Here is a 17,288-nt window from a genome sequence, read left to right as displayed (position 1 = left end):
GGGCTGCGCTACACCCCGACACTTGCATTTCAGACTGAGCAGGCAGTCTGGCGCTTGTTTAGTACGCTTCGGCTTTTAGCCTCCGCTAGGGCTGCGCTACACCCCGACACTTGCATTTCAGACTGAGCAGGCAGTCTGGCGCTTGTTTAGTACGCTTCGGCTTTTAGCCTTCGCTGGGGCTGCGCTACACCCCGACTGTGTTGCTCAAAAGCATTTAGCCTTTTACAGTGATTTGGCATGGATGCAAGGAAGATGGCGTGAGCGGATTGTTTATCACTTCGAGCGGGACGGGAATCGGCAAGACGTTTGTGACGGCGGCGATGTGCCACCAGTTGCGTGCGCGGGGGGATGCCGTGCGCGCATGGAAGCCGGTGGTGAGCGGGTTGACGGAAGAAACCCTGCATGAGAGCGACCCCGGTATGCTGCTGCGTGCCATGGGGCAGGAGGTGACGGAGAATGCCGTGGCGCGTATTTCGCCATGGCGCTTCCGGGCGGCGTTGTCGCCGGATATGGCCGCCCGCATGGAGGGGGGAGCGGTGGCGCTGGATGCGCTGGTGGCGTGGTGCCGTGAACGGGAAACGGAAGGCGGCATAACCCTGGTGGAAGGGGTTGGGGGCTGCATGGTTCCCTTGAATGACCGGGATACGGTGCTGGACTGGATGAAGGCGCTCGGCTGGCCGGTGGTGATGGTGGGGGGCAGCTATCTTGGCGCCATGAGTCACCTGCTGACGGCATGCAAGGTGGTGCGTGACGGTGGGGGGCGGATTGCCAGGGTGGTTGTCAGCGAAACACCGGGTTCGGAAGTCAGCCTGGACGAGACGGTGAGCTCGTTAAAAAATTATATACCCGAACCTGTTATCACCTTACCCTACCAACAGGGGCAGGATGGGTGGAAAACCACGCCGGACCTGCTTTCCAACTGGCTATGAGTGGCGGAATGACTAAAAAAACACCCAGAAAAACAGCCCAAAAAAACACCGCTAAAACGGGCAGTAAAAGCCGTCCGTCGTCGGTGAAAAAGCAGGTGAAGCGGGTTAAAGCCGTTGAAGCGCCTATTGAAGAGCTTTACCCCGAGGTGGAAATTCCTCTTGCCGGCGCAGCGCTGGAGCCGCCGGTAATGCCGGAATTTACCCCCGCCAAGCCAGCATCCAAACCGGATAATGCCGACAAAGCAGAGGAAAAGGGGGAAGAAGGCGAGGATTTTTACCTTCCCCTGCCGGAATATGACGACCGATACCGTTATGTGGGGCTGCAGAAACGCTTGCTGGCCCAAAGCATTGACCTGTCGCTTTATGCGCTGATCGCCTCTTCGGCCGTTACGGTTCTAAGTGCCATTGGTCTCTATCACGAGCCGCCAAGGACCATGGTGCCCCAGGGGACCGATGAAATTGGCATGCTTTTGATACTTCTTAAGAAATCATACCCAGCCATGCTGGCTTATCTTGGATTGCTTGGGGTTTCCATGTCCTGCTGGGGGACGACACCGGCGCGCTGGCTGATGGGCATTCGCCTGGCGCAATCCAAGGATGGGGGCAGGGTTTCCCTCGGTGTTTCGCTGTTGCGGGTGACGGTAGGGTATGCGATTTCCGCGCTGCCTGTGGGGCTGGGCTTTTTCTGGGGTGTCATGGCCTACCGCAAGCAGGCGTTGCATGATAGGCTTTTCGGTACGGTGGAAATTGCCGACAGAAGGCATTTTCGCCAGATATTCAAGAGCCTGGCGGAACGTTTGAACCGGGGGCGAGGCCCTTTGTCGGATTAATAGCTTCCCGGCAAGCCATGCACGGTGTGCATGGGTGATAAAGGGCTTATTTCATATGGTTTTTAACGGGACTGTCACAAAGATTTGTTAGATTTCATCTGGCAATTGGAGACAGTGCGTGAGCGAACACGATCAATCAGGGCAAATCAGCGGCTTTGCGATTTTGCGCGGCGTGGCGCCTTCCGTCCGCTATCTGACGCCGCTTATCCTGTTTGCCACACGCCAGGCCCAGCGAGTTTTGGACAGTAACCGCTCCAATAAAAAAATCGAAGGCGATGAAGCGGACATCGCGGAATATGATGACTGGCGTCAACCATTCTACAAAGACAGCATTCATGAGCGCTGGCACAGCATAGCGGTGGATGCCCTCAATTACGGCGTGGTGGCCAGCATTGATTATGCCACGTTGCGGCCACGCAAAAAAGAAATGGTTACGCTGTTGAGCGGTGCCGTTTCAAAGGAAAATACGGATCTGCTGCATAGCAGGGAAGTGACCTTCCGCGACCTGAAAAAATCCGCCAACCCGTTTGTGCGGTTTCCAGCGCTGCGTCTGGAGCGGTTGATGCGCGTATCCGCCTTGTCCAACCTCCCGGCGGCCATTGGCGCGATTCTGCCATTCAGCGAGGAAATGTACCGCAAGGCAAAAGGCATGGACCCGCATGGCTTGCGCCTGATGCCCGATGACACGATCGGCACCAATGCCATGGTGGGAACCACCGTGGTACGTTCGCTGTGGGAAGCAGTAAACGGCGAGAGCCGCGTGTATAAGAATATTCTGGGTTTGAAAGCGGAAGCGGATCGCCCGATTGAGTCGGTAAAAAGCGATATTCTCGAATATCTTTACAACAGCTGCGTGGATGAACTGGTCAAGGAACAGAATCCCGGCTTTTTCGGCCGTATTCGCCGGGCCATCACCAAGCCTTTCCGCCGGGATGGCAAGCAGGAAGACCCTGTGATTTTCTGGGAGCCCCAGCATATCGACCCCAGCGATAAATATACCAAAGGCATGCTTGCCTATATGGCGGAATGCCTGGAGCGTACGCAGAAGCAGCGTTACGATTTGCAGGGCAAGCATCTGAGCCTTGGCTTTGATGAAGTGATCATGCTGATGCCATGGATTAACAAGGATGCGCCGAAAGTGACGGAATATGTCATTCGCAGCGTGGCGCATGGCGGTTATGAAGTTATGCCGGAGATACGAAGCAGGCTGGCGAAAATACGCCATGATTTTGGTTCAGGCCCTTTCGACGCCGTACAGCGCGACCAGCTGGCCGGTCTTTATGAGCGCGATCTGCGGGAAGTATACAGCGGCATTATCGGCCGAAAACTGGCGGAGCAGCCCGCCATTGCCCCGATGATCGAACTCGTGGTGGACGGGAAGCAGCATTACACGGTCAATGTGCAGCAGATTGCCGAACTGATCGGCGCAGAGCGTGTGAAATATTACCTGCTTGGCCAGGGCAGCGACGGCAGTTCTCCCGCCACGGTGCATAATGGCCACCAGTATTACCTGAGCCTGCATGATTTCCTTCAACTGGTGGACAAGGTGCGCGGCCGTGCGAATGAAGAGACCAACAGCTACGATACCAACAAAAACCCGATGCTGCTAATGACGGAACAGGAGCGCAGCCGCTTGTTCGACAATGCCATTATCGGTGAAGACGGCAGCAGACCACTGGTGCCGGGCGTGGTGTCCGAACTGCATCTGGGCATTGTGGCGGGGGCGGAAAAGCAGAAGGCCAATGTGCCGGGTGAAGCCGACAAGCAGCTGGCCAGCGTGCCCGATTTACAAAACCACCAGACCGTGACGGCCGTGGTGGATCATACGGAGCTTACCAAGCTGGCGAGCCAGGCGCTGCAGGGCAATGGTGGCCTGAACAAATAATCTATTTATCTTTTTCATCCAGCGGGACGCAATAAAGCTCCAGCCGGTGATCAACCAGTTTGAACCCATGTTCGCGCGCGATTTTTTCCTGCAGTTTTTCAATTTCTGCATTGTAAAATTCGATGATTTTTCCGCTGCGGATATCCAGCAGGTGATCATGATGCTTCTCGCTCAGCTCCTCATAGCGGGAGCGGCCGTCGCCGAAATCATGCTTCTGGATGATTTGTGCTTCTTCAAACAGGCGGAGCGTGCGGTAGACCGTGGCGATGCTGATGTTGGAATCCAGCGCGGAGGCGCGCTGATAGAGCATTTCCACATCCGGATGGTCGCTCGATTCAGACAGGACCTTGGCGATGGTGCGCCGCTGGTCGGTCATCTTAAGACCCTTATCCTGGCACAGCGCTTCCAGCGATTTGAGAGAATGGTTATGCATCGTAAGCCCCTTGGATACATGCGTCGGTCGCAGCGCGGGACTGTATCGTGCATGCATGCCGTGGTCCAGTCTTAAAGCAAAAAGCCTAATTCAGGTGGTTGTCCTGGATTTCGCTGCCCCATTCCTCAAGCAGCTTCTGCTGTTCTTTTTCGATGGCGAAAATCTTGTTATCCGAAAACATCTCAATGACGTGGCGGACCATTTTGGGGGAGGCGATGGCAATGATCCATCCAAAACCGGCCACGCCATACATCATCAGCCAGACACTCGGCATGGAGATCATGCCTTGCACGGCGCTGGCGGCGTTCTTCTGCTGGATAAGCTCGGCAAGGTAAGGGGCGACACCCGCGAAATTCATGGCGGCGACGGTTTTGAGCTGATAGCGGCTCTGGCTGCGGTCCACAATGGAAGCCACGATGGCGGGCAGCATGCCGGCGATGAGGAAGATGAAGCTGTGCTGAATCACTACCACGAGGAAAAAGCTGACGCCTATCAACTTGAGCGCGAAGCCTTTGCTGGGCGAACGTCGCTTGACCACTCTTTTTTTTCCCCCTGATTTGGCGGGGGATGCGGCGGCCGGTTTGCTGGGTGCTGGTTTTGCGGACATGGCTAAAACAACGATGACTGGCTGATGATACGAAGCAGGGTGATGGTCAGCATCACATAGGCGATGAGAATGGAAAGCTTGGCGCCGGAGGCCTCGGCGCGTTCGTTCAGCGAGCCACGGCGGTTGAGCTCGGCAATTTTGCGGGCGTTGCTGATGAAGCGGGATTTGGCGCGGCGGAAGCCATCCTCATCCTGCTGGATGATTTCGGGATTGTTGATGAGGCGCACCACCAGGCCGACCTGCCCTTTGTGAACGGCCTTTTCCATTTCATCGAGGATTTCCTTGCGAAGCGTGCGGCTGTGGAGGCCTTCGAGCACAGGGCGCAGGCGGTCCGCCGCCCAGCGCGTCAATTCCGGGAAGGCTGGATTGCCGATTTTCTGCTGGGCCTGTGCGAGAATGAGGAGGCCCTTCAAGGTGCTTTGACGGCGGAAGGCGGGAAATTGCTCAATGCGTGTGCCAATTTCCACATAGACCTTCATCTTGGTCAGCAGATAGGCAGCGATATGCTTGTCCACCGGGTCATGGCCGCGCTTGATCTCAATTGAGCAACGGTTCAAGGCCATCAGCACTTCGTAAATGCTCATGGAGCAGGTGTGCTCTATCATCTTGCTCTGGCACGGGAGTGTGGGGTTTAACTCATACAGCAAGCGTTCCTGCCCAAAACCGAGAGAGCTTTGGCGGAAGGCGCTTTTGACGCGGTCGATGTGCCAGACTATTTCCACCGCGGTGAAGCTGTAGTTATTCTCGTTTCCATCCATCCAGGTGGTGAGGTAGTCGCCATCGAGGATGCGCTGAAAGAACTGTAGGCTGGTGGCTTTGCCTTCCTGCATGGCATGGGCATAATAGTTGCCGATGCCGCTGACATGCAGCGATACCTGCTGCAGCCGAAGCGGGCCGAGCGGATCCATCAGCGACAGGCTTTTGGTGATGAGGTCGTCGTCGTCGGTGGCAAGGCGGCCGGTTTCGCCGCCGGTCATCTGGATGATGGCGACCATTTTTTCCGCCAGGTCGGGGCGTTTGATGCTCAGTTCCACCCAGCGGCTGAGTTTTTTATCGCGCATTTCGCTCTTGCTGTTGCTCCATTCGCGGCAGAGTTGGTAGGCAAGGTGCTTGCGGTTGAAATAGGGGACATCCTGATAGAGGTATGGACGGGGGGCTTCGCGCGGGAGTGAGGGGCGCAGCAGGTTGAATTTTTTGCCGCCCAGCCATTTCTGCAATTGCGCCATGCCCCAGCGGTCGTCCGGATGGTCGGCCAGAAGGCCTTTGAGAAGATCGTCCATCATGCCGCTGAATTCGCGATTGCCGACCAGGGTGTTGTAGCTGCCCTGCGCCATAAGCTTGTCGAAATATTCATCCTGGCTGAGATTGGCGACCGGGTTGAAGCCCAGCAGCATGTGCAGTGTCACCACGCCGAGACCAAAGAAATCCGCCTTGAAGTCATTGTCACCCTTGGCATAGGGATGCGCCTGCGCGCGGTCCAGCGGTTCAAAATAATAGCTTTGCGCGCTGCCGACCGGATCGGTAAAGCATTCCAGCAGTTGCGTGACGCCGTTGCCGGATTCATTGTAAAAAATGGTGTCGGTGCAGACATGGCCGTGCAGCACCTTGCGCTCCTGTAGCATGCCGATGACCTCGTGCAGCGGCAGGATAAGGTCTTTGATGACCGATTTTTCGGTGAATTTATGGCCGCGCTTCATCAGGGTGGCGATGCTTTGGCCGGAGGGCTGTTCGTGCACGGTGACATAGCGGCAGCCGAAATTGCCGGAGAGATTGGCCACGCTTGCGGCCACGGGCTTGAGGAAGCGAAGGTCCTGTATATCGGTGCAGGCGAGCAGTTCGTTGATGCGAACGGGGTAGTGATTGTCCGTGACGAGGGCATACATGGGGCGGCGGGCGTTTTTGCCGTCCTTTACCTCAAAAGCCTTAGCGTGGCGGCTATCCAGGTGCGGCAGGGGTGAATCCAGCTGGATGTCGTAACGGCTTTCCAGCGAATCTTTTGGCTGATCAGGGCCAAAAACCATAACATTGGGGCTTTTTTTAGGCTGATCCTGCTTTTTGGCCTTGGCTTCCTCCTTGGCGCCATCGGGCGGCGAAGTTCCTCCTGCCGCGGCATCGCGGGCCTGATCGGACTCGTTATCAACGAGCGGGGTATCGGCCATGCTTGATTCCTTGCCCACTACCTGTGGAATTTATATAGCCGAGTATACCATATCTTCGGTTTAAAATCATTTAAACCTGTGTGGCAGATTTAAATGATTTTGGCTTTGGCTGGCTAGCTTTGCTCGCTATACGCGCCCATTAGGGCGCGGGCCCTCAATTTCTCACACCATGCTCCGCATGGGTGGGCCAGTCGCTCCGCTCCGGTTTTGAGGGCTATGAGAGGCTTATTCGTAGGGGTTGCGGACCATGATGGTGTCGTCGCGCTCGGGGCTGGTGGAAAGCATCGCTACGGGGGTTTCGATGAGTTCCTCGATGCGTTTGACGTATTTGACGGCATCGGAGTTCAGGTCTTTCCAGCTGCGGGCGCCCATGGTGCTTTCCTTCCAGCCGGGAAGGGTTTCGTAGATGGGCTTCACGCGGGCCTGTTTGCGCGGGTTGGCGGGGAAATAATCCAGTTTCTGGCCGTCCAGTTCGTAGCCGGTGGCGATGCAGATCTCATCCAGCCCGTCGAGGATGTCCAGCTTGGTGAGGCAGATGCCCTGCACGCCGGAGATCTTGATGGCCTGGCGCACCAGCGTGGCGTCGAACCAGCCGCAGCGGCGGGCACGGCCGGTAACGGTGCCGAATTCGCGGCCTTTTTCGCCGATATGTTTGCCGATCTCGTTATCCAGCTCGGTCGGGAAGGGACCGCTGCCGACGCGGGTGGTGTAGGCCTTGGTGATGCCGAGGATGTAACCCAGATGCGGCGCGCCCATGCCGGAGCCGGTGGCGGCCTGGCTGGCGACCGTATTGGAGGAAGTCACGAACGGGTAGGTGCCGTGATCGACATCGAGCATGGTGCCCTGTGCGCCTTCGAACAGGATCTTTTTGCCCTCGGCGCGGTATTTGTCGAGCAGTTTCCAGACGGGATCGATGAAGGGGAGGAGTTGTGGGATGACGGCTTTGATTTCCGCCAGCATGTCCTTTTTCTCGATGGGGTCCACGCCGAGACCCTGACGCACGGTGTTGTGGTAGGAGATGAGGGCGTCGAGTTTTTCTTCCAGCAGTTCGGCGTCTTCCAGATCGCAGAAGCGGATGGCGCGGCGGGCGATCTTGTCTTCATAGGCGGGGCCGATGCCGCGGCCGGTGGTGCCGATTTTGGCGGTGCCGCGGCTGGCTTCCGACGACTGGTCGAGCTGGCGGTGAAGGGGGAGGATGAGGCAGGCATTCTCGGCAATGCGGAGGTTGTGCGGGCCGACTTCCACGCCTTGTTTGCGGACGTTTTCGATCTCACTGAGCAGCGCCCAGGGGTCTACCACCACGCCATTGCCGATGATGGCCAGCTTGCCGGGGCGGATGACGCCCGAAGGCAGCAGGGAAAGCTTGAACACTTTGCCATCGATGACCAGCGTATGGCCTGCATTGTGCCCGCCTTGAAAGCGCACCACCACATCGGCGCGTTCCGACAGCCAATCCACCACTTTGCCTTTGCCTTCATCCCCCCACTGGGTGCCAATGACGGTTACGTTGCTCATGCCATGTCCTTTGCAATTACCTGAATGGTTTGGCCTCCGCGCCATACCTGCTGGCAACGTTGTTCCGTTGCCTGTTTCTGCGCCTCTTTTAATGAGGTTTTGGAATGATAGTCAAAGCCTGTGATGGTCACCATGCCCTGGGACTGGAGTTTTTCAATCACATCCGGCCCGGCATCGGCGGGTATGAGGATGCGCGGCAGCCCCTTGGGTGCGGGCAGGATGGTGAGCAGGCGGGTGAGGTAGATGGTGAAGCCGGTGGCGGGGGTGGCCTGATCGGCGGCGACGGTGTAGCGGCCGCCACGGCCGATTTCGCCCTGGGCGCTGCCGGTGAAAAGGGCGAAGCTGATGCCGCCGTGGTCGTAGTCGAAACCACGGTTTTCGGTGAGGTCGATGGTGAGGTTGACGCCGCTGAGGTGTGGTTTCAGCAGGGCGAGCAATTCACCGAGGCGGGCGCGCAGGGGGTCGCCGCTTTTGGGCCAGAATTTCGCCTTTTTGATTTCCGGCCAGATATCTTCCGCCGGGCCTTGCAGGCGGCAGATGAGGCCCAGCCAGTCGTTCAGTTTTTTGTCTTTTACGTTGGCGGCAGTGGCGTCCTTATTGGCGATGGCGGTGAGGATGTCCTCGGCTTCGGCGGGTTTTATTTTGGCTTCCTGCAGGGCAAGGGCGACGAGGGAGGGGAGGTTGATATCCACCGTGATGCGTTCCACGCCCAATTGCTTGAGGCAATGGACGGCCACCGTGATGGCCTCGGCATCGGCGCTAACATGGTCGGTGCCGATGATTTCCGCCCCGGCCTGGGTCTGCTGGCGGTTGGGAAAGATGTTGTCCGACTTGGTGCTGAGGGTACTGCCGCTGTAACACAGGCGCAGCGGGCGCGGGGCCTGAGGCATGCGTTTGACGGCGATGCGGCCGATCTGCATGGTCATATCCGCCCGGATGCCCATGGTCTTTTGCGAAAGGGGGTCCATGACGCGGAAGGTTTGACGGTCCACGGCCTGGCTGGTGCCGAGGAGGAGGCTGTCCTCGAATTCCACCAGCGGCGGGGCGACGCGCTCATAGCCGAAGCGCATGATGCCCTGCATGGCGCGGTATACCAAAGACGACTCGAATGCCGCAAATGGTGGCAGGAGATCGTAAAAACCGGACGGCAGAAGGGCGTTGCTGGCGTTCATGGCGGTGTAAGATGGTGACGGGAGGGGTTTTTCTAGGCTATATGGCGGGGCGGGTCAATGACTCACCCCTTGTGTTGCGATGGTCTGACGATGGAACTGGCGGATATTTTCGGTTTTCTGGCTGCCACCTGCACCACGGTGGCCTTTGTCCCGCAGGTGTTGCATGTGTTGAAAACCAAGGATACGCATGCGATTTCGCTCGGGATGTATAGCATATTCTGCCTGGGGCTTGGCTTCTGGCTTACCTATGGCATCATGCTGACCAACTGGCCGATGATCGTGGCCAACGCCACCACCCTGCTGCTGGCGGGGACGGTGCTGGTGCTGAAGATCATGCATAAGGGCCATTGATGTCATGGATTTGCCATATGCGGGGCTTATCGCATGGATTGTGTAACAGGAGGACGGCATGCCCGAGAATGACTGGCAGAATAACGTACATATCTATTCCTACCCCGATGTGGCCGCCTTCCAGGCCGATGTTCGCGCCTATGACCGTACGGGGCCGACCAGCACCAGCCTGTTAAGCCGCGAAGTGCCGTTCCCACAGAATGCGCAGCCGCCATTCTCGTCCGATACGCAAGGCATGATCGACGCGCTCGGCTATACGCTGAACGAGTTCGCCACACTGGAAGGACGCGAGGGATTCAACGGGCCAAACCTGCTCGGCAATGCGCTGGATATGGCGGATGCGCAAGGGATCGACGGGATCGCCATCGTGCTTGTGCCCGGGCTGGCGGAAACCAATATCCCGAACATGCAGGGCGGTTTCGGTTATTATTACGCGCCCTATGGCTATCCCGCGCAGCGGGCCATCTATGTGGACCCGAACTATCTGGATGAGCTGGTGACCTTCGTGCAGACCAGCCAGAGCCAGTATGAGGGCAGCGGGCTGGACCTTTCCCATATGTCGTTGCCGCGTGTGCTGAGCATGGGGCTTTCCTATCTGGGCGGGTATGACACTATGTATAATTATGAGGAAGCGCTTGGCGTGATTCCGGCACAACACCCGGATGTGGACGCCCACCCGGCGCAAACGGCCATGCGCCGGTCGCTGGAGGAATCCAACCAGTATGTCGCTTATTTCGGCGAGCCGCCGCGCGCGATCGACTATGACGCGCCGGAAGGGCAGCCGGGGCTGGAATGGCTGGATGATTTCATCACGTCCGGTGCTTATTGCTTTGAGGATACGTCCGGCCCGCTGACGAGTGGAAAGACCTATAACAGCCATGCGGACGACATCGCGCCCTTTACCCTGCCGCTTCTGGACGAAGGCGAAGTGGCGGCGGCCCCGCATGATCTGCCGGTGCCGCAAACCCTGCGTGTGGGCGCGGAAAACAATGCGCATGACGTGCTGGACGGCACCTGCGGCGCGGTGATGTCGTCGCTGAGTCTGCTGACGCGCTAGGCGACGCGGTTCTTCAATTCGCCGATGGATTCGATGGTCACGCTGACCTCGTCGCCCGGCTTGAGGTAGACGGGCGGTTTGCGCGCGAAACCGACGCCCGCGGGTGTGCCGGTGAGAATCATGTCGCCGGGGTTCAGCGTCATGGCTTCGCTGGCCGCAGCGATGAGGCGGGCGACGGAGAATATCATGCTGGAGGTGTTGTCATCCTGCAGCGTTTCGCCATTCACTTTTGTGGTGATGCGGAGGCCGGATGCGCCGGGCGGTAGCTGGCTGGCCGGGGTGATATGCGGGCCGAGAGCGCCGCTTCTGTCGAAATTTTTGCCGAGCGTCCATTGCGGGGTGCGCTTCTGATAATCCCGCACGCTGCCGTCCATGCCGATGGTGTAGCCGGAGACGTGATCCAGCGCGGATGATTCAGGGATGTCGCGGCCCGCTTTGCCGATGACGGCGACCAGTTCGCCTTCGTAGTCATATTTGGTGGAATGGCGAGGCATCGCCAGAGGCTCGCCATGCATGACGAAGGAGCTGGGGTAGCGGATGAAGAAGACGGGGTGTTCGGGGACCTCGAATTTACCTTCCGCGGCGTGGTCGCGGTAATTGAGGCCGACGCAGAGGATTTTGGCGGTGGGGGGAAGGATGTTCGCGTTTGGCATATTCACCTAGTCCGTCGATGGAGTGGCGACCATATTACAGCGTGCGCGCGTTCTGCCAATCCGCTATCGCATTGATCATGTATTGATCGAATGCCATGATGTCGTCCGCGAATTCGGGCAGCAGCGTCGCTTGAATATCATGCGGCCAGAGATGTTCGACATCCAGCAATGTATTTATATCCAGGTTGATATTCAGCATTTCCGCATAGGGGGCCAGGCTTGCGGCAAGGTGCTCCACACAGTTTTTTCGACGGGTAATTTCGGGGCTGCCATCACTCAAAGGGCTCAGCAGGTCGCTGTCGATGCAAAAGGATAAAGGAATGCCTCCATGGGAGGAGGCCAGGCCGGTTGCGTTGTCATCCGCCTCTATCCATCCTGCATTTTGCGCAGGATAAAGATCACCCACCTTGAAGCCGTGGAGTGCGTAATAAAGGGCCAGCCTGTTTACTGAAAGTTGCAGAAGATTATTCGCCACGTCCGCAATTTCGCCGGGGGTGGGGAGTATTCCCTCCAGCTTAAGGCATAAGGCCTTGTAGGCGGCGGTTTCCGGCAGGATGCGTGGTAATAACTGCACCACAAGGTATCTGGCATTCTCGTAGTCTTCCCCCAGTTCTCCAATTTCCATGGGGCGGCCTGTTTTGAGATCAAAAACAAGCATGTGCAGCGGTTGAATGATGGTTGGGGCGATGGCGTTGTAGCCTTGAATGTTCAGGCATTTCAGGCCGTGCCTCGATGGGGCTACCCTGAGTACGCGGTTTTCTTTTGCCCAGGCGACCGTGCTGATGCTTTGGTGAATGCCGTATGCATCAAAATTATCCGTGAAATGCTGGCTGAGCGCGTATGTTTCGTCTGCCGTGAAGGGGAATTCATATCCGCAATCTATGTTCCAATTGTCGCAGATGTAATTGGCGATGGCATTGCTCAGCGCCTCCTGCTCAGCTTTCGTCGCGGGCCAATAGGCATTCGCGCGCTGGCGGATGTGTGAGCCGATGATGCTCTGAAGCTGGACAGCGTTGCCCAACTCCTCTTGTGGCAATGTGGATTGCATGATTTTTTGTCACCCTGAATTTTTACCCTCAATAGGGCAACTATGTGACGCGCCAATGACAATGCACATGGCATGGTGCAGCTAAGCGGAGAAACATCGAACCAATTATTCAAGACTTTAGAGCAATGGAACAAGGTTTTAACGGCTAGCCCTTCTCTGAATCTATAGCCTAAAAACCAATCAAAACAAGCCGGATACGCTCACAAGCGGTCCGGCTTTTTCTTTTTCACCCACCAAACCGCAATCTGGCATCCTGTCTTCCCTTGGAATACGGGCTGCTGGCTTGCGTCTTTATGGCAATGGAGGCCGCATGTCCCAGAAACCCAAATATCCCCCACCATTTTCACTCCGCCTGACTTTTGAAGAACGAGCAGCATTACAGGCAGAGGCTGGGAATGTTCCCTTGGGTGCTTATATTCGTTCAAAGGTACTGTCCTCCCCCAGCAAGCGCAGAAAAACGCGGGCAAAGCGTCAGCCTGTTAAAGATAACAAGCTTCTTGCTGCGTTATTGGCTGAATTGGGCAAGTCCCATATCGCTGGAAATCTGAACCAACTCGCAAAGGCGGTCAATTCTGGTTCATTGCCGGTTACGCCTGAAACCGAAAGCGCCATCCATCAAGCCTATGAGCATGTCTTATGGATGCGCGGCACAATTATCAAAGCATTAGCATTACAGGAGGGCCAGGAGTGATTTTAAAAGGATCACAGCGCAGCGGGGCAAAGCAGCTTGCCATTCACTTGCTACGGGAAGATGAAAACGAGCATGTGGAAATCCATGAAGTAAGAGGCTTCCTCTCCAATACCGTCCAGGGTGCATTCCAGGAAATGTATGCCATCAGCCAAGGTACTAAATGCAAACAGTTTATGTTCTCTTTGAGCCTTAACCCTCCTCAAACTGAAAATGTCTCTATCCAGAAATTTGAGAATGCGATTGATGCGGCTGAAAAGAAGCTGGGCCTGGATGGTCATGCCAGGATTATCGTGTTTCACGAAAAGGAAGGCCGGAGACACGCGCATTGCGTCTGGTCACGCATTGAACCGGAACGCATGAAAGCCGTGAATATGTCCTTTTACAAGGATAAGCTATGCGGCCTATCAAAACAGCTTTACCTAGAACACGGCTGGAAACTGCCGCGCGGACTGCTGAATAGCAAAGAGCGTAATCCCCTCAATTTCACTTTGGCGGAATGGCAACGGGCGAAGCGCACGGGTGATGATCCCAGAATTATCAAAGCCACATTGCAGGAATGCTGGAAAATTTCCGATAACAAGCAATCCTTCACAAAGGCGCTGGAAGAACGCGGCTATTATCTCGCGCAGGGTGATCGGCGTGGGTATGTCGCGGTAGATTACCGGGGTGAAGTGTATTCACTCAGCCGGGAAACGGGAATTAAAACCAAAGAGCTTGCATCACGCCTGGGTGATAGCACGGAATTGCCTACGGTCGCGCATATCGCCGAGCAATTAAGCCAGCGCATGACGCAAACGCTAGACCAACACGCAACACAAGTGCTGGAAAATGCCCGCCGAGAAGCTGTCCCTTACATGAAGCAACGCCTCGAAATGGTGCAGAAGCACAAGCAAGAGCGCCAAGCCGTGCAGGAATTTCAGGAGAAGCGCTGGCACCAGGAAACAAAAGATCGTGCTGCAAGGCTTCCTCGTGGCTTGCGTGGTGTCTGGCAACGCATTACTGGAAGCTATCAGCAAATCCGCGAAAAGAACGAACGCGAAACCGCCCTATGCGCCAAGCGTGACCGTGAACAAAAGCAAACTCTAATAGAGAGCCAGCTTAAGGAACGCCGCACCTTACAGCAGAAGATCGTCCAGATCAGGCAGAAACAGCAGCAGGACCGGCAATTCCTACGGCAACATGTTGCGCATTATATGCGGCTGGGGCAGAACCTATCCCCAGACTCCAAATTAGGCCGAGAAATTGCTGGAAACCAGCGAATACGAAAGCAATTGCCTGATTCAAAACGCGACAAAGTCCGCAGCATAGAACATTGAAGCCACAATGGTTTATGGCTTGTATATTGCCCTGCTTTCCTCTAGTTTCTCAGGAGCAAACCTATTAAGGCATATGTGGCTGTGGAAACAGACGTAATGACGATACGTGAACTTGCAAGCTATCTTAAGATGGCTGAAAAGACACTTTATAGACTTGCTTCTGAAGGGCGGGTTCCGGGATTTAAAGTTGGCAATGCCTGGCGCTTCCGTAAGAGCGAGGTTGATAAGTGGATTAAGCATCAAGAAAACAGAAGTTATTAACGTTCCCTGAAAATTATGACGGGCGATCAGTAGAGCTAGCAAATAGGTATCCTTATGGAACATGAATTTGAAGATAAGAAAGATGCACCAGACGTAGATGGGCTGGATGAGCCTGCCAATCTTGAGTTAGGAGAAGATTATCCGCTTGATTCTGTATTTGTACGGAATTCGCAGATGTCCGTATCTGACGTAATGAAACGCATAAAGGATGGGCGATGGATCATGGACCCGGATTTCCAAAGAGATTTTGTTTGGGAACCGGCAAGGCAATCCAGATTAATTGAATCTTGCATTATGAGGATACCTCTCCCCGTTTTTTACTTAGCCGAGGCAAAAGACGGTAAGATTATCGTAGTAGATGGGCTTCAGAGGCTTTCAACTTTTTTCCGCTACACTAATAATGATTTCAAGCTTACAGGGCTAGGAAAAGGTCAAGGCGAAAGCAAGAAGAATAACCCTCTGCTTGGTCAAAAATATAATGATCTTTCCGTACAACTTAGAGAGCGCATCGATGACACACAGCTTACGCTTTATATTTTAGAGCGTAACGCGCCTCCTAGGGCAAAACTGGATATTTTTGACAGAGTAAACAGCGGCGTTCCTCTATCAAGACAGCAAATGAGGAATTCCCTATATTCGGGCAAGGCCACGATATGGCTAAGGGAAGTCGCAAACGGAGACATTTTCCGCAATGCCACCGGTGGTAGCTTAAACAAGAAATCAATGCGTGATCGGGAGGCTATTAATCGATTTTGTGGGTTTTATCTTCTATTCGAAAAATACAAAGGGGATATGGACACCTTTCTTGCAGACACCTTGGAACACATGAACCAAATGAATGATGAGGCATTGGCTTCTCTTAAAGAAAAATTTGAGAATTCAATGAAAAATAACTTTCTTCTGTTCGGACAACACGCATTTAGAAAATCACTGCTTTCAGATGAACAAGGAAAAGATCGCGCCGTAATTAACATCGCGCTCTTTGATGTGTGCTCCGTTTTGTTTGCTGATGTTTCTCAAGAATCAGCGGAAGAAAACAAAGATAATATTCTTGAAAAATTTGATGATCTTATAATCGATGATGACTTCTCCAAGTCCATCACCCTTGCCACGAATGATGTCAGGAACGTGCAGCATCGTTTTGATAAGGTTCGGTCAGTTGTTAATGAATTAGAACTTCGTGAGCCTGACCAATGCTAACCACTATCAGCCTTAAAAATTTCAAATGTTTTGCTGAGCTTTCGTTACCGTTGGCTCCATTCACCATATTAACTGGCTTTAACGGGGCAGGAAAATCTTCGGTTCTACAGGGTATTCTGTTGGTAGTTCAGGCACTGAGAACTGACTATAACACAGCCAGTTTGCCCTTGAATGGTGATCTAATAAAATTAGGGACTCCGGGAGAGGTTTTGCGTGACGGTTGTGAGAGCAATAGCCTTTTGGTGGGTTTAGAAACTGGGCAGAGCAGAATATCTTGGAATCTAAGTTCGGATTCAAAATCAGAAAGCCATAAATACAAGAATTTTTTCAGCATTTTATCCGTCATTCAGAATGAGAAGATAACCGCTATTGATGGCGAATTAGTCCTCCACAATCTTCTACCAGCAAATAACCTTGTTGAGCTAGATGTGCAGGCCATGAGAAAAATCAAAGAAACAATTTTTATCACCGCACTTCGTACTGGGGCATTGAACTATCATCCGTCACCTGAAATAGAGCCAGTAACAGCGAACGTGGGAATAAATGGAGAATATGCCCCTTGGTTCTTCCAAGAATATGATGATGCAGAAATTCCAGAAACGAAAAGGCATCCTTCAGCAAAGGATGAGGTTACTCTTCGTAGGCAATACATCGCTTGGGCAAGCAGTATTTTTACGGGTACTGAAGCAACGGCAAAGAAAATTGGAGAATGGTCAGATTTAGTAGAGATTGGCCTTCGCATAGATAAGAATAAATATCGCCGCCCATCTAATATCGGCTACGGAATCTCCTATGCTTTCCCAATAATCGTTGCGGCATTACTGGCCAAGCCAGAACAAATTTTAATTGTAGATAGCCCTGAAGCACACCTGCACCCACGCGGCCAATCACAGATGGGCCGTTTTCTTGCACATATGGCGCAGGCTGGCGTTCAGGTGATTGTGGAAACACACAGCGACCACCTGCTTAATGGGGTGAGGCTTGCCGTCATGGAACAAACAATTTCCAATGAGAGTGTGGCCATACATTTCTTTAGAAACACAGAACCGGTGGATGGCAAAGGCCCTGCACGAGTTATTTCTCCGGTAATTGACTCTAAAGGTTCTTTGGATTCGTGGCCTGAAGGTTTCTTCGACCAATCGGAAAAAGACATTGCAAGTCTTATGGGATGGGGAAAGTAG

General features: G+C 54.5%; 17 protein-coding genes. 10 read left to right on the top strand and 7 right to left on the bottom strand.

Annotation, left to right across the window (positions count from 1 at the left end):
• The first annotated feature begins 227 nt into the window (after window positions 1-227).
• The 3 genes from bioD (at window position 228) to GC177_00690 (ending at window position 3,644) form a co-directional block, all read left to right on the top strand.
• A complete protein-coding gene (bioD, locus tag GC177_00700; GenBank protein MBI1274476.1) occupies window positions 228-929 on the top strand; it encodes a dethiobiotin synthase in 702 nt (233 codons plus the stop codon).
• Window positions 926-1,759 (top strand): hypothetical protein, encoded by an 834-nt coding sequence (locus GC177_00695; GenBank protein MBI1274475.1) that lies wholly within the window; start codon window positions 926-928, stop codon window positions 1,757-1,759. Before bioD ends, GC177_00695 begins: the two co-directional genes overlap by 4 nt.
• A 118-nt stretch (window positions 1,760-1,877) precedes the next feature.
• Complete coding sequence (locus GC177_00690) at window positions 1,878-3,644, top strand: hypothetical protein (GenBank protein ID MBI1274474.1); 1,767 nt, start codon at window positions 1,878-1,880, stop codon at window positions 3,642-3,644.
• Window position 3,645: 1 nt separating this feature from the next.
• On the opposite strand, the gene GC177_00685 is transcribed toward GC177_00690, so the two are convergent.
• The 5 genes from GC177_00685 to GC177_00665 form a co-directional block, all read right to left on the bottom strand.
• Entirely contained in the window at window positions 3,646-4,077 is a 432-nt protein-coding gene (locus GC177_00685) for a transcriptional repressor (protein MBI1274473.1), read from the bottom strand.
• A gap of 85 nt (window positions 4,078-4,162) precedes the next feature.
• Window positions 4,163-4,615 (bottom strand): hypothetical protein, encoded by a 453-nt coding sequence (locus GC177_00680; protein ID MBI1274472.1) that lies wholly within the window; start codon window positions 4,613-4,615, stop codon window positions 4,163-4,165.
• Between the two features lie 71 nt (window positions 4,616-4,686).
• Entirely contained in the window at window positions 4,687-6,843 is a 2,157-nt protein-coding gene (locus tag GC177_00675; GenBank protein MBI1274471.1) for a hypothetical protein, read from the bottom strand.
• Between the two features lie 225 nt (window positions 6,844-7,068).
• Window positions 7,069-8,358 carry an adenylosuccinate synthase gene (locus GC177_00670; protein MBI1274470.1) on the bottom strand — a complete coding sequence of 430 codons (1,290 nt, stop codon included), beginning with the start codon at window positions 8,356-8,358 and terminating at the stop codon, window positions 7,069-7,071.
• Window positions 8,355-9,530 carry an ATP phosphoribosyltransferase regulatory subunit gene (locus tag GC177_00665; GenBank protein MBI1274469.1) on the bottom strand — a complete coding sequence of 392 codons (1,176 nt, stop codon included), beginning with the start codon at window positions 9,528-9,530 and terminating at the stop codon, window positions 8,355-8,357. The genes GC177_00670 and GC177_00665 overlap by 4 nt, the downstream gene beginning before the upstream one ends.
• Before the next feature lie 90 nt (window positions 9,531-9,620).
• Here GC177_00665 and GC177_00660 point away from each other — a divergent pair, with 90 nt between their 5' ends.
• A complete protein-coding gene (locus GC177_00660; GenBank protein MBI1274468.1) occupies window positions 9,621-9,881 on the top strand; it encodes a hypothetical protein in 261 nt (86 codons plus the stop codon).
• 58 nt (window positions 9,882-9,939) lie between these two features.
• The gene (locus tag GC177_00655) at window positions 9,940-10,938 is read left to right on the top strand and encodes a hypothetical protein (protein MBI1274467.1); all 999 of its coding nucleotides are present in this window, start codon (window positions 9,940-9,942) and stop codon (window positions 10,936-10,938) included.
• On the opposite strand, the gene GC177_00650 is transcribed toward GC177_00655, so the two are convergent.
• Window positions 10,935-11,591 carry a hypothetical protein gene (locus GC177_00650; GenBank protein ID MBI1274466.1) on the bottom strand — a complete coding sequence of 219 codons (657 nt, stop codon included), beginning with the start codon at window positions 11,589-11,591 and terminating at the stop codon, window positions 10,935-10,937. The two genes, GC177_00655 and GC177_00650, sit on opposite strands and share 4 nt — an antisense overlap.
• 34 nt (window positions 11,592-11,625) lie before the next feature.
• A complete protein-coding gene (locus GC177_00645; protein ID MBI1274465.1) occupies window positions 11,626-12,639 on the bottom strand; it encodes a hypothetical protein in 1,014 nt (337 codons plus the stop codon).
• Window positions 12,640-12,949: 310 nt separating this feature from the next.
• Here GC177_00645 and mobC point away from each other — a divergent pair, with 310 nt between their 5' ends.
• The 5 genes from mobC to GC177_00620 all read left to right on the top strand — a co-directional run bounded on the left by mobC (window position 12,950) and on the right by GC177_00620 (window position 17,288).
• Window positions 12,950-13,330 (top strand): plasmid mobilization relaxosome protein MobC, encoded by a 381-nt coding sequence (gene mobC, locus GC177_00640; protein MBI1274464.1) that lies wholly within the window; start codon window positions 12,950-12,952, stop codon window positions 13,328-13,330.
• Window positions 13,276-14,646: a relaxase/mobilization nuclease domain-containing protein gene (locus tag GC177_00635; GenBank protein MBI1274463.1), complete on the top strand. Its 1,371-nt coding sequence runs from the start codon at window positions 13,276-13,278 to the stop codon at window positions 14,644-14,646. Before mobC ends, GC177_00635 begins: the two co-directional genes overlap by 55 nt.
• 96 nt (window positions 14,647-14,742) lie before the next feature.
• Window positions 14,743-14,907 carry a helix-turn-helix domain-containing protein gene (locus GC177_00630; protein MBI1274462.1) on the top strand — a complete coding sequence of 55 codons (165 nt, stop codon included), beginning with the start codon at window positions 14,743-14,745 and terminating at the stop codon, window positions 14,905-14,907.
• A gap of 54 nt (window positions 14,908-14,961) precedes the next feature.
• Window positions 14,962-16,107 carry a DUF262 domain-containing protein gene (locus GC177_00625; protein ID MBI1274461.1) on the top strand — a complete coding sequence of 382 codons (1,146 nt, stop codon included), beginning with the start codon at window positions 14,962-14,964 and terminating at the stop codon, window positions 16,105-16,107.
• Window positions 16,101-17,288 (top strand): DUF3696 domain-containing protein, encoded by a 1,188-nt coding sequence (locus GC177_00620; protein ID MBI1274460.1) that lies wholly within the window; start codon window positions 16,101-16,103, stop codon window positions 17,286-17,288. The genes GC177_00625 and GC177_00620 overlap by 7 nt, the downstream gene beginning before the upstream one ends.

The organism is bacterium (assembly GCA_016124905.1).
Taxonomy (GTDB): Bacteria; Pseudomonadota; Alphaproteobacteria; order Rickettsiales; family RI-342; genus RI-342.
The sequence above is the reverse complement of the archived record's forward strand: the minus strand, read 5'-3'. Positions and strand labels throughout refer to the sequence as shown.